The organism is Fibrella aquatilis (assembly GCF_017353255.1).
GTDB lineage: Bacteria > Bacteroidota > Bacteroidia > Cytophagales > Spirosomataceae > Fibrella > Fibrella aquatilis.
Genome location: NZ_JAFMYU010000019.1, coordinates 20276 through 35767, shown reverse-complemented (window position 1 = coordinate 35767; position 15492 = coordinate 20276). Strand labels below are relative to the sequence as shown.

Below are 15492 nucleotides of genomic sequence, written 5' to 3'. Positions count from 1 at the left end.
ATTGAAAATTTGGCAAGTATTCTTACACAAAATTAATGAACTTCAATTGATTACGCCCCGTTGTTACGAGAATTTAATTACCTCACTCCCATCTTGGCAGACCTCAAGCAGTTGCCATACGGGCATTTTCAAGACGGGATGAGTCAGGTTGGGGGCCACATCGGCAAGGGGCTGGAGCGTGAACCGGCGGAGATGCAGGTACGGGTGCGGCAGGGTGAGGGCGGGGGTATTCAGGATCAGGTCGTTGTAGAAAAGCAGGTCGATATCGATTACGCGGGCACCCCAGCGCTCGGCCCGGACCCGGCCCAGGGCCTGTTCAATGGCCTGCGTTTGGGTCAGTACAGCCTCAGGAGAAAGCACCGTTTCCAGCAACAGGACCTGGTTGAGGTAAGCCGGTTGGTCGGTAAGGCCCCAGGCGGCGGTTTCGTAAAGGGGCGATGCCTGCGTGAGCGTGCCTACCTGCTGCGCCAGCTGCGTTCGTGCCTGCGCCAGCGTCTGCGCTCGGTCGCCGAGGTTAGCCCCCAAAAGCAGGTAAAGCAGTTGCGACGGTGCAGTCATGCCAGAAGGGCATTATCGTTGTAAATAACGGGGGCTAACATTAGACGAACGTTGGTCAGAAGCACTTCTGGAAGACAGCAAGCCCGTTTTTCGCAAGCCCAGATACACACCCACGCTGCTAGGCAACAGCCCGCCCAGGTCAACTCCCAGCGATCCATTTAGCAACGTGCCACCAAACAGTGTAGTAGGCAACGCCGCCGTAATCAGCCCCGAAAACTGCCTCGGCTGCGTGGGGAAGGGCTTGCCATAGGTACCCAGGTTCTGGCTGAACGAGAGCTTCGAGGTTACTTCTATTCGATTAAACAGCAGCCCGGCCATGCCCACATGCACCGCGCTCACCCGATTGTTAGTAATGCCGATGGGGTTGGGCAACGATGGCCGGGCTTCACCCTGCGGCGTCAGAAACGGGGTGCCGATGGTGTGGTGGAAGTATTGCCAGCCATCGATGAACTGCCCCTGGTTGAAGTAGTTGTCGCGCCCACGCTGGTCGGGGTCGTCAACAACAAACGCATCGCCGCCCTGGCTTTCGGTATATAGAAATTCGGCAGTGATCTGACGGAGAAAAAAGGCCTCGCCAGCGGGCTGACGGTGGCTTTTGAGACGCAATCCATTCAAGCCGTCGGCCAGGTTGGTGCCGTAGAACAGGGAGCCATCGTCATATACAAACTGTCGGTAAGCCAGCAGATTCCAACCGGAAAAATCAATATCGGCAGCCACGTCGAGCGAGCCGAGGTGATTGCCGATGCGGTTGTCTTCAAACGAGGTTACGTTGGGGTCGCTACGGTCACCCTGCCCGCGTGTACCAAACACTACAGCGGGGTAGTACTTGATACCGGAGGGCAACACGCCGTTGTTTGACAGGTTGGGGCTGAGCACACCCGGCGGTGCTTTACCCGACCACACCACCTGATGATTGAAACCACCATAAAGCCGAAACCGCCAGGTGGGTTTGCCTAGTCGGCCGTAGACGTATTTTTGATGCAGGTAAGAATCAGTCACGATACGCCCGTTATTCTCGAACCAGCCGTGATTGTAGGCCCCCATCACCGAAATCACGCCTTTGGTGAAGGGCACAGCCGTAAACACGGGCAGGGCAATCTGGATTTTTGGTATGGGCAGGGCATTGCCCGACCAGGCGTAGGCACCCGTGGTGAGTAGCGTATCGACCAAACCCACGATCTCGCGCCGACGACCCACATATAGCTCAAAAGCACCCAGACGGCCTTTTATGTGGGCTTCGGGAAGGAAAAACTGGTTGGTTACCCCCACATTGACAACCCCATCAACGGCATACCCCCAATCTACTTTGGGTCGATAGCCGGTACTGTCGGCCAGGCGGTAATCTGACCGGATATTGGCTTGCAGGCGCAGAACGGGGCCTTTTAGGGGCACAATACCATATTGGTTGGCCCGGAGCCAGAACGGCGTCTGGTCGGTGGCCAGGATTGTGCCGACTTCAAGATTGGTTTGCGTAAGGCGCTGTGTCTGAGCCAAAACCGGAATGGTCAATAAGGTCAGAACACTACCCAAAGACGCCGATAAGCAACGATGCATAGTTGGATGATAAATGAGGCGGTACCCATTATATACGTACGAAGGTACGGCTTTAGACATTGCCCTCGCGGCCGGTCCGTTGCCTCAATATCTGGATCAGGTGGCCAGCGGCGCCTTGATTTTATAGCCCGGCGGGGCATCATAACTCACCACTTCCTGTTCAACGAAATGAGGGAAATCACCCACGTCAAAAAATGATTACGATGAAAACTAACACATTGGGCCAGTCGGGTCAGTCGGTTTCAGCCATTGGCCTGGGCTGCATGGGCATGTCTGATTTTTATGGTCAACGTGATGACAATGAGTCAGTTGCTACCATTCATGCTGCGCTGGATGCAGGCCTGAACTTTCTGGATACGGCCGATATGTACGGCCCCTTTACCAACGAAGAGCTGGTAGGCCGGGCCATTCGTGACCGCCGCGCCGATGTGTTTCTGGCTACTAAATTCGGCATTGTGCGCGACCCCAACGACCCCACCAAACGCGGCATCAATGGCCACCCCGACTACGTGCGTCAATCGTGCGAAGGGAGCCTGAAACGCCTCGGCATTGACCACATCGACCTCTATTATCAGCACCGGGTAGACCAGAATACACCTATTGAAGATACCATTGGCGAGATGAGTCGACTGGTAGACGAAGGTAAAATACGATTTCTGGGCCTTTCGGAAGCTGGTGCTGATACCATCAGGCGGGCCAACGCGGTGCATCCCATTGCAGCGGTGCAGTCGGAATATTCGCTCTGGAGCCGCGACATTGAGGCCGAAGTGATCCCCACCGTGCGCGAACTGGGTATCTCGCTGGTGGCCTACAGCCCGCTGGGACGGGGTTTCCTGACCGGCCAGATCACCCAGTTCGAGGACCTCGACGCCGATGATTACCGCCGCCAGTCGCCCCGGTTCCAGGGCGACAACTTTCAGAAAAACCTCGACGTGGTGAAGCAGATTCAGCAGTTGGCAGCCGAGAAGGGGGCCACGGCTGCGCAACTGGCCTTAGCCTGGATTATGGCGCAAGGGCGGGAATTCATCCCGCTGGTAGGTACCAAACGCCGTGCCTACCTCCAGGAAAACCTTGGCGCCCTTGATCTCACTCTCACCCCCGACGACCTCGCCAACATAGATGCCATTTCGCCCAAAGGCTTCGCCGCCGGTGAGCGTTACCCGGAAGTAGGCATGAAGTTGGTGAACGGGTAAATACTAGTGGTAAGTGGTGAGTGGTAAGTGATGAGTTTGCTGCCGCCGGAACAAATACGCTGGCGGCAGCAAACTCATCACCGGGCGGCGGGCCGCTTACCACTCACCACTTATCACTCCCTTAAACGATTGCCCGTTGCTGCCGTGGGGCAATCAGCCCCCAGATGGCGAGGAGCAGGGCGACGGCGGCACCGGCCCAAGCTACAATTTGGAGCGTGGGGTAAGTGGCCTGTTTTACGGCGATGGCGGCATAGGCCCACGTAAACACCAGCATGTAGGCCACGCTACGGTACCGATTGTACAACACTGCACCCACAACAAGGGCCAGTACTAGCACGCCCGATGCCCAGACAGTCTCGGAAATACCCGACAGACTAAAGTTGGTCGCTTTGAGCCAGAGTGTGATGTTGAGGATCGTGGCCACGGTGAGCCAGCCGAAATAAACCGAGAAAGGTACGCGTGCCAGCCAGGTTTCGGGGGCTTTCACAGGGCGCATCATAGCGGCCTCGGTGCGGGGGTTGATGCGCAGACCTTCCATGACCATAAACAGGCTGGCAAACATCAGCAGGATTACCACCAGCGCCGTGCCGATCCACTCCTGGTTGAAAATGGGACTCCAAAGCGCGTTGCCGATGCCGTTGATGATGTACCAGGGGCCAGCGGCGCGGAAACGGGGGTTATGGCGTTGCGAGGGTAGCGCCTGATAAACGGCAAAGCCCAGCAGACCCAGAAAAATGAGTCCCCAAATAGAAAACGCATAGCCTGCTGGTGTCACCAGCGTAGTGTATTTGGCCGAAACGTCTGCGTTGGTGGTAGGGCCGAACATGCGCACATTCGACAGGCCGTTCATGACAATGAGCGACACCGTGACGAAGACAACCAGAATCTGACGTAGACGATCATTCAGCATGAGAAGGGGGGATTATTGATGCAAAACAGACAAACCAACAAACAACCAAACAGACAAACAGCCTCACCTGTTAAGGTTCGTACGTAAACGGCAGCATATCGGCCATTTTTTCCCAGCCCCAATACCCCTCAAAAATGACGCCCAGCGGGTTGTAATAGTTGCCGTTGGCTTCGACCAGGATGTAAGGCTGTACCAGTCGCATGATCGACGTTTGGGGAGGCGCAGTGAATGTACTCGAGTTGAAAGTTGTGTGCTCGTTTCGGTACTCTGTTGCCTCTTTTTCAAGCGTATACGTTACCTGCACCAGGTTTTCAAACTGCACTTTTGTCAGTTCGGCCGATGATGAATCACTGTCGACCAGGAAAGAGCCAGGCAGGGGGTCTTTTACCAGATACCGTTCTATTTTTACCCGGTTAGTCAGGGCCGTTTTCGAGCTGTCTTTTCGTTCAATAATACGCCGAATCACAAAGCCCTGCTGCTCGGTCATACCGGCACAAAGCGCCCGCATAAAGTGCATACTCGACCCCCGGAAGGCTTCTTCACGGGCTTTAAACCACCGTTTTTCCTGGGCGTTGCTGCGGGGTTTCATAGCCTCGAAAACAGGGTAGCCGAGGTAGCTCACGTAGCGGCTTCCGTAATCATAATCAAACTGAGCCAGCACGTAGCGAATCCGGTAACCCAGAGCACCATTTTCAATCTGCAACGGCTCCCGCGCCCCGCCCCTGAGCACCAGGCTGTCGCGGTTATCGTCGAACCAAAGAACGTTTGGATTCAGGATTTTACAATCACGCGCATTTTTCGACGTGCCAATAAACAACTTCGTAAACTGCTCCAGATTGACCAGCCATTCCGGATCACGGTTCGCTTTTACCTGAACCTCAGACAGCTGCATGGCATTAGCTTTCATCCTGATCAGCAATGAGGCCGTTTGCCTGGTCTGTATAGGCGCGGCCACCGTCTCGAACCCCACACTCGACGCCACCAGGTCGTAGCGCCCATCGGGCAGGTTGGTAAGGGTGAAATTGCCGTTCTCGTCGGCGGTGGTGCCTTTAGTGGTGTTGGCCAGAAACACGCTACAAAACGGCACCGGCTGCGCATCGGCGTCATTAATAACGCGGCCTTTGAGGGTAAGCTGGGCGTGGGCGGTGAGCGTAATGAATAGTAGGAAAACGGTTTTCATAGACCAAATGTAGGGGCGGGCCGGCCCGAATCGGTCGTGCCCGCCCGCTCTCGGACACGTAGTGGCCGCTAGATTTATTCACTCATTATGCAAAAACCCCGCCTGTGAGGGCAGGGCTTGCGCAGTACAAATTGTTGTTTCCGCTCGGTTTGGGCGACCTTCGGCCGAAAGCGGGCGGGCACTGTGGCCCGCCCCTACAGTGCCAGCACTTTAAACTCGGTGCGGCGGTTGCGTTGGTGTTCTTCCTCGGTGCGGGCGTTTTTCACCACGAGCTGCGTTTCGCCGTAGCCTTTGGCCGTAAGCCGGTCAGCGTCAATGCCTTTCGATACAATATAGTCAACGGCGGCTTTAGCCCGATTTTGCGAGAGGCGCAGGTTATACGCATCTGGCGAACGTGAATCGGTGTGGGAACTCAATTCGATTTTCAGCGTCGGATTGTCTTTCAAAATCGTCACCAGCTTGTCCAATTCAGGAGCCGCATCGGCGCGGATGTTGTATTTGTCGAGGTCGTAATAAATGTTCTCCAGCACAAATTTCGTGTTCAGTTCCACCTTGTCGAGCAGCAGGGCTACATTAAACGTGGTGTCTGTTTCGGGCTTAATCAGGAAAATGTCGGGGATACTGCGGCCCTGCATCGTGAAGGGTTCGCGGCGGGTGAGGTAGCCCCGGCGTTCGGCCAGGATGCTGTAGGTCTTGCCCTCCTGCACCGGAAACTTGCCGAACGTACCCGGCTGACCTGTGGTCACTTCGGCCACGGTGGCATCGTTGGCATCATCCACAATTCGTACCCGCGCCGAGTCGAGGGGGTTGTTAGGTGTGGTGTTGGTGGCTACGGAACCCGCCAGGAAATACCGAACTACCTTGGGGGCGCCCGGTGTGCCCGGCTTGGGTGGGTCTTTTTTGGCAATGGTTGTCGTGTCTGGCTGACCTGATTCGACGAGATAGATGTCATCATCGCCTTTGCCCCCCGCCCGGTTGCTGGCCATATAGCCTTTGTTAGCCTCCGGAAAAGTCAGGCCGAAATCGTCGGCGGGCGAGTTGATGGGTTGGCCCATGTTCTCGATCCGGATCACCCCGCCCGAACGCGTGGCTACAAACACGTCGAGCTTACCCAGACCCGGATGCCCGTCAGACGAGAAGTATAGTTTGCCATCGGCGGCTACGAAGGGGAACATCTCGTCGCCAGGGGTATTAATGTCGCGACCCATGTTGACGGGGCGGCCAAACCGGCCCGACGCGTCCATGTTGGCCCGGTAGAGGTCGATTCCTCCCACGCTGCCCGCCCGGTTGGAAGCAAAATAGAGTGTCCTGCCATCGGCCGAAAAAGCCGGAGAGCCATCCCAGGCCAGCGAGTCGGAAATGGGCAGGCGAATAGGCATCCCCCAGTTGCCACTCTGATCCTGTCGACTCAGGTACAGGTCTACGTCGGCACCGCCTTTGCGCTTGCCGTTGTTGCCCCGCGCGAAGACCATGGCCTTGCCATCTTTCGAAAACGCAGGCGTACCCTCGTTCACGTCGCCCTGGAACACGTTTCCACTGAACAACTGCGGCCCGCCTGCACCAGTCTCATCGGGTGTTTGGCCCGTTTTGACTTTGTAGAGGCCCGTCATCGGGATGCCGTTGTTCTTGTAGACCACGTCTTTCCGCGAAGCCGTAAACACCAGTTCGTCGCCGCGCAGCACAGGCGCATACTCAGTACCGGCCGAGTTAACGCCGCCCAGGTTTTTGAGCCGGAAATCGGTTTGTTTGGCCGAAATGGCGGCGATAGCTTTCAGCGTTTCTACCTCGCGGCGGGCTTTGTCTAGGGTCACTTTGTTCTTCGGCCGGGCATCTACGTACTGTTGCAACTGAGCCAACGCGGCGGGGTAGTTACCCTGCGCTTTCAGGGCGTAGCCGTAGTTGAGCCGCAGATCGGTCACGGCGGCGTCTGAAATGCCCGCTGCTTTGGTGGCGGCATCGGGCGCAGAAACGGTCCCTACGCCCGCGTCGAGAGCTTTTTGGTAGAATGGAGCCGCCTCGGCAATGCGGTTGGAGAGCCGGTACGATTCGGCGGTGTAGTAGTTGAGCCGGGCGGGGTCAATCTGGCCTTTGCCAGCCTTTTCAAACTGACCAAGGGCCATGTTGTATTCTCCCGCCTCAAAATGGCGAACGCCTTTTTTGTAGGCCTGCATGGCTGAGTTGCAGCCTCCTAACCCAACGGCAACGGTCAGTATCAGCAGCGAAAACTGCGTATGGAATCTCATAAGTCGAACAGGGCAAAACAGATTAACCGGCCCAAGATAATAACGTTTTGGCGCGGTCTTATACTAAACGAATGAGACACTATTTTATTAGCTAACGCGCCACCGCTGCCGATGGCTGGATTTACGCTACCATTTCGGATTTCGTGGCATACCTTTTGGACTATAAACCCTTTAAACCGGCCAGCTTATGTTTAGTGTAACCGTTCTATACCCTAACACCGCCAATAGCCAGTTCGACATGGACTATTACCTCAACAAGCATACGCCGCTGGTGCACGAACGCCTGAGGCCCATGGGCCTCACCGGGGTGGATCTGAAAGAAGGTATTGCAGGCGGCGCTCCAGGCACTCCACAAGCCTATACCATGATCACGCAGTTAAATTTCGACTCGATGGAAGAACTCCAGAACGCACTGGCCACCCACGGCCCCGAACTCATCGGCGACATTCCCAACTTCACCAATGTGCAGCCCCAAATGCAGATCAGCCAGTCGGTTTAGATTGACGCGGATTTTTTTGACAGGATTATCGACTATATGCACTACCAGAAATACAAACCGGCCCCATATCTGGCTCCGTTTGTGGAGTGCTATTTCGACTGGTCGACGGATGGGCCGCTGGGTGCTCCGCTGCGCATTGAATCGCCGCCCACGGGGTTTGCCTCAATGGTATTTACGTATAGTGATCCCTATCAGGTACGTGTGGGGCAGCACACAACCGTTGCACCCCCGGCGTTTCTGACCGGGCAGGCCACCCAACAGTATGAACTGCACGTGTCGGGCCGGATTGGCATGACCGGCATTGTGTTTCGTCCGGCGGGGCTAAGCACACTCTTCGGCCTGCCCATGCACGAATTTACCGATCAGCGTTTGCCTCTCGCCGATGTACTTGGCACCTCGGTAACGTACCTGTACGAACAACTGGGCGAATGCCCGACTTCCAGCGGTAGAGCAGCCCTGCTGGAGCAATTTTTAAACCGGCAGTTTCTGCGTCGTGGTGATTGTTTCGACCGGACCGATTTTGCCGCCAATTTGATCGTTGATAAGTTTGGCGTGTTGACCGTCAACGAGTTGCTAGATGAACTGTACGTTTGTCGGCGGCAATTTGAACGCCAGTTTCTGCAAAAAGTGGGCGTCAGTCCCAAGTATTATGCCCGCATCCGGCGCGTAGGGTATGTGTGCGCGCAATTGGCCACGCAGCGCTGGCAGATACACGACTGGCAGGATTTCATCTTCCGGGCGGGCTACTACGATCAGTCGCATTTTATCCGGGAGTTCACGCAGTTTACCGGAAAACGGCCCACGCTCTACGTAAAAGACAATGTGGAGCTAAGCCACTATCTGTGAGCAACGTACCTGCGAATGTCGCATTTATACAATTGGGGTTGGGTGATGGGGCGTAGTTTTGACCCAGCAAAAATCATCCGCAACCATGAAACAAATCTTATTTTTCCTGCTGATTACCAGTCCATTACTAGCCCAGACGCCCACGAAACTCTGGACCGAAACCGACCGCCAGTATACCCTCGATAACCTGCGCCGCACCCGCGATGAGCTAACCCGCGAAACCGAAAACCTGACCCCAGCGCAGTGGGCCTTTCACGAATCGCCCGACCGGTGGAGCATTGGCGAAGTGGTAGAACACCTGGCCTTATGGGAGATTATCTGGGCGCGCGAAGTCAACGAGGGCATCAGCAACAAACCTCAGCCCGACCTCAATCAGACCAGCAAACCCGACAGTTTTTATGCCGAGTGGATCATGGAACCGGCCCCGCACCAATCGCCCGACTATTCGCGACCAACCGGGTTTATCGAGGGCAAAAACAACCTTGCCTTTTTCCTTAAACTACGTGCTCAGACCATCGGCTTTGTTGAGAAAACCACTGCCGATATGCGTGCTCATTTTGGCCGAACCAACGGCAACGGACCGCGCAACATGCACCAGGTCTACATCTTCCAGTGGGGCCACGTAGACCGGCACCTGCGCCAGATCAGGAAAATAAAACAGCATCCAGACTATCCACAGGCTACTCTTTCAACCAAATAAACCACACGACCATGCAGACCAACACACAAGAATCTCTTACCGACCTCAGCCGTCAGGGGGCGGCGCTCGCTTTCTTCACAGCCTATGACGACCTCGACACGGCCCGCATGATCAACCTGGCCGCACCAGATGCCACGGTGCATTTCCTGCCCCTCGGCAAAGACGGGGTGGGTACGTTCTGGGAGTTTGGCAAAGCCGTCTGGGATTCGCTCATCGACTGCTTCCCCGACATCAGTAACACCGTGGATAGCCTGTCGGCGGAAGGCAACACCGTCACGGCCAACGTTAGCATTGGCGGCACGCAGGCGAAGGAATTTATGGGTATTGCCAGCAAAGGATTCCGCTTCGATAGTGACCACGTATTTGTGTTCACCTTCAACGAAGCTGACCAGATCCAGAGCCTGACCATCAACTGGGACGGAGCCAGTTTTGCCCAGCAGTTAGGGGCGTAAGTACGTTCGATAAGTTGACGCAACGGCATCACTTACCAATTAGTACATTGCGCCTGACGCTAACGTTGCAACCAACGTACCTGACAGCGCAGCCACCCTGATGCAACACTATTGTTTTAATAGAAGTCTGGTTATCAGCATTTTATTTGTCTCAGCTTTAGCCCTATCTACTACCAGTGTGGCGCAGTCGCTGGGAGGTACGTCGTGGCAGGGCACGCTCACGTCGGCGCAAAATACCGCCCTGGCGTATCCATCTACCATCACGTTCCGCGTCGAGGGGACGCAGCTAACTGGGAGCATCATCATGGAGGCGCAGGGCCTGAAGGAACTGTATGTCTTGCAGGGCATAGCCCAGGGTGGTCAGGCGGCAGGCACGGCCACCTACCCCAAAGATGGCTCGGTGTTTCAGTTCGAGGCGCAGCTCAACGGGGCGCAGCTGGCGTTTGGGGTGGGCCTCAACAACACGCCCATCATGGCGGGTATGCTGTCCCGACTTGGCGCGGGTGGGCGGGCGGCGGCACCCCAGGCACAACGCAGCACACCGACCGCACCTAATGACCGCCTCCCACGCGACGGCCGACTGGTAGGCGTGTGGGCGCACACGAGTAGCTACCGCAGCGAAGGGCTTCACGCCTCCACGCGTACCCTGCTCTATTTTTTCCCCGACGGGCGGCTGGGATCAGGCGGGGGGCAGGCCTTGGCCAGCTACGACGGGGCCGATGGGTCGTCGAGCCTGAATACGGGGGCGGATGGGGTCAATGTTGAACAGGGTTTGGTTTGGTACACGAAGGGCAACCAAATCTGGCTACATGCCACGCAGCAAAAAGTACCTGACCAGGTATGGGGGCAATTTGTGCTATCCAGCAATGGCCAGGGCATGCACCTCAACCGGGGTACTGGCAACGTCCTCTACGAGCGAACGCAGTGAGCTTAATTACATTCGTTTGTCTAGTCGTTCTCACCACAATCCGTATCACACCTGTATACCATCCCGCCATTATGCCATTTTTGAGATTACCCATCTTCGTCGGACTGCTCCTGCTCATGGTGAATTGCAGCACCCGCACCTACTACATTGTTCGCCATGCCGACCGGGTGCCCAACGCCGATGCCATCACGCCCGCCGGGGTGACCCGTACCCGCGTTCTGGCCGATTCGCTGAAAAGCAAGGGCATTCAGCGGATTTTCAGTACTAACACGCTCCGTACCCGCCAAACGGCGCAACCGCTCTCAGAGGTTATCAGCGTACCCATCACACTCTACGGTGCCGACACGCTCGCGGGCTTCGCCAATTTCCTGAAAACACAGCCGAACAGCCTGGTGGTGGGTCACAGCAACACTATTCTGGAAACGGCACGGGCCTTGGGCGCTACCCCCACCGCCACCACCATCGGCGACCAGGAATTCGACCGGCTGCTGATTGTTACGCGCAAAAGGCAGTGGTTCAGCCCTATCCGGATTTCGGTGGTTGAGGCTCGCTACGGAGCAGCGGCGCATTGATATGCGCCGCAAAGCCCAATACCTGCTCACCTGCGTTTACTAAAAATAGCTTTCAGGGACAATCAGGAATAGATACATTCGCTGCACTACATCAACTGATTATGAGGCAGCTACTTATCATCGACGATCACCGGCTGTTTGCCGACGGCCTGCGGTTTATGCTCGCCCAAACACCAGCCTACGCGGTGGCAGGGATGGTGCATACGGTGGCCGAGGTAATGCCGTTTCTGGCCCGGCACCCCGTTGATCTGTTATTGCTCGACGTTGATCTGCCCGATGGGTCAGGGATCGAACTGGCGGAGGTTGTTCGGGCTGTTTATCCCACGTTACCCATGCTGGCCGTGTCGATGCTCGATGACATCAGTTCGGTTCGGCGCATGATGCAGGCTGGCGCAACGGGCTACTGCGTGAAAAGCGCGGGCTACGACGAGTTGCTCGCAGGCCTGGCATGTGTATCGGCGGGCACCCCCTATTTGCCCGCTGCCTACCTGCAACAACTGCAAAACCGGCAGCATGGCCTCGACCGAACCAGCCTCACCGACCGCGAAGTTGACATTGTTCAGCTAGTGGCACAGGGCATTGCCAACCATCAGATTGCCGACCGGCTTTGCCTCAGCACCCGCACCGTCGAAACGCACCGGAAGAATATCTACCGCAAACTGGGTGTCCACAACAACGTAGAACTGATCCGGTTTGCCCGGCAGCATTGCCTGCTCTGACCGCCCTATGCGTTGTCGTCTATTTTGCCTGCTACTTGTTAGCCCGCTAATTGGGCTGACCCAGCCAACCCCGCCGCCCGAACCGTTTCAGTTCGAGCACTACGGCCAACGCGAGGGCTGGGAGATGGACTATGTCAATGACATTACCAGCTGCGGCGGTTTTGTGTGGTTTGCTACGCAGAACGGGCTAAATCGGTTCGACGGGGTGGGGTTTCGGGCGTTTCGGAAAGGGGGTCGCCACTCACTCACCGATAACCTGGTGCAGGCGCTGCTGACCGATGCTCAGGGCCGTCTCTGGATTGGCACAGGCAGCGGCATTGACCTATACGACCCCAAAACAGAGCAAATGCAAACCTTCGCGGAGGCATTTGGCATGAACCCGCTCGCCGGGCGGGTGGCGGTACACGCGCTCCTCGAAGACGCCCAACGTCGCATCTGGATATTGACCAACGCCCAGGGCCTGTTTTGCTTCGATCCGCGCACTCGTCAGATACAGCACTTCTTTCCGGGAAACAACGAGCTGATTAACAGCAGTTTATCGCCAGATGGGCAGGTCTTCGTAACCACGTTCACAGAGGTCTACCAGTTCAACGAAGCCGCCCGCTCATTTCGACCATTGGCCATCCGGCAACGGCTGGGTGCGTCGGTGCTGTTGCGCGATATGCTCTTCGATAAGCAGGGCACCGTGTGGCTGGGTACGTCGGGCGGGGCGTTTACCTTCAACCGGGCCGAGTGGGCCATGCCGGGCCGGGGTACTCGCCGCCACTACACCCAGGGCAACACCCCAACTACGCTCACCGACGGCGACGTAACGAACCTCCTCTGCGACCACACGGGCCGCGTGTGGGTTGGCACGCGCAAAGGCGGCATATGCCTGTACAGTCCTAAAACAGGTCAGTTTCAGCAACTTCAGCATGACCCTTTCAACCCGCGCAGCCTGGCCGAGGGCATGATCTCGTTTATGTATGAAGGACCGCAGGGCATTGTGTGGGCGGGGGTGGGCAACGCAGGCATCAGCAAATATGATCCTGGCCGGTTTGTGTTTGGGTTGCTTCAGAAAAACAGCTTTGCGCCAGCCAACACCCTGCCCGACAACAAAGTACTGCGGCTCGAAGGCCTGAACGACGACCTCTACATTGGCACCGACGTGGGCGGCTTTGCGCGCTACTCCATTCCGCGCCGCACCCTCACAAACTACCCCCCAACCTACCTGCCCAGGGCCTCGGCCCTGCATGACCAGGTGTGGGGCATCACCGCCGACAAGACCGGGAAACTCTGGTTTGCTAACTGGCGCGAACTGACGGCGTATGACCCACGGCGGCAAACGGCCCAGACCTACCCCGTCCATAACCCACACCAGCAGTTTGCTTTTGGCACCCATGTGCTTTACGACCAACAGGGAACACCTAGCGAGGTGTGGGTGGGCGGGCACAGCGGCCTCACGCGTTTCGACCTGCGCACCAAACGCTGGCGCAACTGGGACGACAACCCCGCCCTGCGGGCCATCTCGACCTACAATATCCGGTTTATGTATCAGGCTACACCTAGCCAGATCTGGTTTGCCACGCTCCGCACGGCCCTGGTTGGCTATGACCTCCGCACCCGCCAGACCATCCACTACGACTCTACGCGGGGTCTCACCTGTCCCTACATACGGTCGCTGTGGCAGGCAGGGCAAACCCTCTGGGTGGGTACGCCCTGCGGCCTCTACCGGGTCGATTTGCGGCGGGGGCGCGTGGTGCGGCACTATACCACCGCCACCGGCCTGCCCAACGACGTGATCTACGGCATCCTGCCCGATAACCGGGGCAACCTCTGGCTCAGCAGCAACGCGGGTCTTGCCTGCTTCTCGCCCTCGCGGGGGGTGGTGGTTAAAACCTACGACGTAACAGATGGCCTGCAAAGCAATGAGTTCAACACCAACGCCTGCTACCGCCACCGCGACGGCACCTTGTTTTTTGGGGGCGTGAATGGCATCACCTACTTCCAGCCCGGCCAGTTTCGGACCAATACCTTTGTGCCGCCTGTGCGCATCACGGCGGTGTCGGTGTTCGACAGTGCCTGCAACCCCAGTCAGCCGCACCTCTCGCTTGGGCCAGACCAGAATTTCCTGACGTTTGAGTTTGCCGCGCTCAATTTTTCCAACAGCCGAAAAAACCAGTACCAGTACCAGCTGGAGGGTATTGACCATACCTGGGTGCGAACTACCACGCGACGTACGGCCAACTACACCAAACTCCCCCCCGGAAACTACGTGTTTCGGGTAAAGGGCAGCAATGACGACGGCCTCTGGAACGAAACCGAGGCCACGCTGCGCTTCACCATCCGGCCGCCCTTCTGGGCTACCACCTGGTTCAGGGCGGGGCTGATCGGGCTGTTGCTGGGGGGTGCCTACGGCCTGTATCGCTACCGGCTGGGGCAACTCAGGCGGCAACAACAGCACACCCTGACCGTGACGGTCCGCACCCAGGAACTGGAACGCCAACGCTTCGCCAAAGAACTCCACGACGGCATCGGGGCCAACCTGGCCGTGTTGAAACTGTACCTAAGCGGCCTGAACCAACCCGGTTTTTCGGTGAGCGACATCCACAGCCGGGCGTCGGCAGTGCTCGACGCTTCGATGAGCGAGTTGCGGTCGCTGGTGCATGATATGCACCCACGTGGCCTGCGCAACGATGGCCTCGTTACCACCCTTTGGCAGATGGTACAGTTGCTGAACGAGAGTCATCAGCTGACCATCGCCTACACAGCCCGCGACCTGCCGCCCAAGCTACCTGAGAGCCTGGAAATCAACCTGTTCCGGGTGGTGCAGGAGTTGCTCCAAAACGCCATCAAGCACGCCCATGCTACGCACATCAGCCTTAGCCTGCACACCGAGGCCGACACCGTGCAGGTTATCTACCACGACAATGGCCAGGGCTTCGACCTCACGCAGGTGCGGGCAGGCAGCAATGGGCTGCTCAACATTCAGCAACGTATAGACCTGCTGAAAGGCACCTGCCAGATCGACTCAGCACCGGGCGCAGGCACAACCATACGGGTGAGTGTGCCCCTTTTCGCGTAAAAACACCCCCCGGAATACCGTATGCATGGTATGGACTTCAGCGCCTAAAGTTCCCAATTTTGGCTTGACTAACA

General features: G+C 57.1%; 14 protein-coding genes. 9 read left to right on the top strand and 5 right to left on the bottom strand.

The genetic code is table 11. The annotated features are described in order from the left end of the window. Window positions 1–63: 63 nt before the first annotated feature. Both folK and J2I48_RS20270 read right to left on the bottom strand, forming a co-directional pair. The gene (gene folK, locus J2I48_RS20275; RefSeq protein ID WP_207337325.1) at window positions 64–558 is read right to left on the bottom strand and encodes a 2-amino-4-hydroxy-6-hydroxymethyldihydropteridine diphosphokinase; all 495 of its coding nucleotides are present in this window, start codon (window positions 556–558) and stop codon (window positions 64–66) included. A gap of 12 nt (window positions 559–570) precedes the next feature. Next, window positions 571–2112 carry a capsule assembly Wzi family protein gene (locus J2I48_RS20270; RefSeq protein ID WP_207337324.1) on the bottom strand — a complete coding sequence of 514 codons (1542 nt, stop codon included), beginning with the start codon at window positions 2110–2112 and terminating at the stop codon, window positions 571–573. A 203-nt stretch (window positions 2113–2315) separates the two neighbouring features. Between J2I48_RS20270 and J2I48_RS20265 the strand changes: the two genes are divergently transcribed. Then, window positions 2316–3305 (top strand): aldo/keto reductase, encoded by a 990-nt coding sequence (locus tag J2I48_RS20265; protein WP_229376559.1) that lies wholly within the window; start codon window positions 2316–2318, stop codon window positions 3303–3305. Window positions 3306–3426: 121 nt separating this feature from the next. Here the strand turns inward: J2I48_RS20265 and J2I48_RS20260 are convergent, their stop codons facing one another. The 3 genes from J2I48_RS20260 to J2I48_RS20250 form a co-directional block, all read right to left on the bottom strand. Next, entirely contained in the window at window positions 3427–4215 is a 789-nt protein-coding gene (locus J2I48_RS20260) for a TspO/MBR family protein (RefSeq protein WP_207337322.1), read from the bottom strand. Window positions 4216–4285: 70 nt separating this feature from the next. Continuing rightward, window positions 4286–5395 carry a carboxypeptidase-like regulatory domain-containing protein gene (locus J2I48_RS20255; protein ID WP_207337321.1) on the bottom strand — a complete coding sequence of 370 codons (1110 nt, stop codon included), beginning with the start codon at window positions 5393–5395 and terminating at the stop codon, window positions 4286–4288. 194 nt (window positions 5396–5589) lie between these two features. After that, window positions 5590–7638 carry a CHU_0125 family OmpA-like outer membrane integrity protein gene (locus tag J2I48_RS20250; RefSeq protein ID WP_207337320.1) on the bottom strand — a complete coding sequence of 683 codons (2049 nt, stop codon included), beginning with the start codon at window positions 7636–7638 and terminating at the stop codon, window positions 5590–5592. A gap of 187 nt (window positions 7639–7825) precedes the next feature. Here J2I48_RS20250 and J2I48_RS20245 point away from each other — a divergent pair, with 187 nt between their 5' ends. From J2I48_RS20245 to J2I48_RS20210, 8 genes are all read left to right on the top strand, one after another. Next, complete coding sequence (locus J2I48_RS20245; protein ID WP_207337319.1) at window positions 7826–8137, top strand: EthD family reductase; 312 nt, start codon at window positions 7826–7828, stop codon at window positions 8135–8137. Between the two features lie 36 nt (window positions 8138–8173). Further along, window positions 8174–8983 (top strand): DUF6597 domain-containing transcriptional factor, encoded by an 810-nt coding sequence (locus J2I48_RS20240; RefSeq protein ID WP_207337318.1) that lies wholly within the window; start codon window positions 8174–8176, stop codon window positions 8981–8983. 85 nt (window positions 8984–9068) lie between these two features. Next, window positions 9069–9683: a DinB family protein gene (locus J2I48_RS20235; protein ID WP_207337317.1), complete on the top strand. Its 615-nt coding sequence runs from the start codon at window positions 9069–9071 to the stop codon at window positions 9681–9683. An 11-nt stretch (window positions 9684–9694) separates the two neighbouring features. Continuing rightward, on the top strand, window positions 9695–10135 hold the full coding sequence (locus tag J2I48_RS20230) for an ester cyclase (protein WP_207337316.1): 441 nt from the start codon (window positions 9695–9697) through the stop codon (window positions 10133–10135). A 178-nt stretch (window positions 10136–10313) separates the two neighbouring features. Next, the gene (locus tag J2I48_RS20225) at window positions 10314–11063 is read left to right on the top strand and encodes a hypothetical protein (protein ID WP_207337315.1); all 750 of its coding nucleotides are present in this window, start codon (window positions 10314–10316) and stop codon (window positions 11061–11063) included. 71 nt (window positions 11064–11134) lie between these two features. Then, a complete protein-coding gene (locus tag J2I48_RS20220) occupies window positions 11135–11635 on the top strand; it encodes a SixA phosphatase family protein (protein WP_207337314.1) in 501 nt (166 codons plus the stop codon). Window positions 11636–11736: 101 nt separating this feature from the next. Then, window positions 11737–12354, top strand: a complete 618-nt coding sequence (locus J2I48_RS20215) for a LuxR C-terminal-related transcriptional regulator (RefSeq protein WP_207337313.1) — start codon at window positions 11737–11739, stop codon at window positions 12352–12354. A 7-nt stretch (window positions 12355–12361) separates the two neighbouring features. Next, the gene (locus tag J2I48_RS20210) at window positions 12362–15418 is read left to right on the top strand and encodes a ligand-binding sensor domain-containing protein (protein WP_207337312.1); all 3057 of its coding nucleotides are present in this window, start codon (window positions 12362–12364) and stop codon (window positions 15416–15418) included. The last annotated feature ends 74 nt before the right edge of the window (window positions 15419–15492 follow it).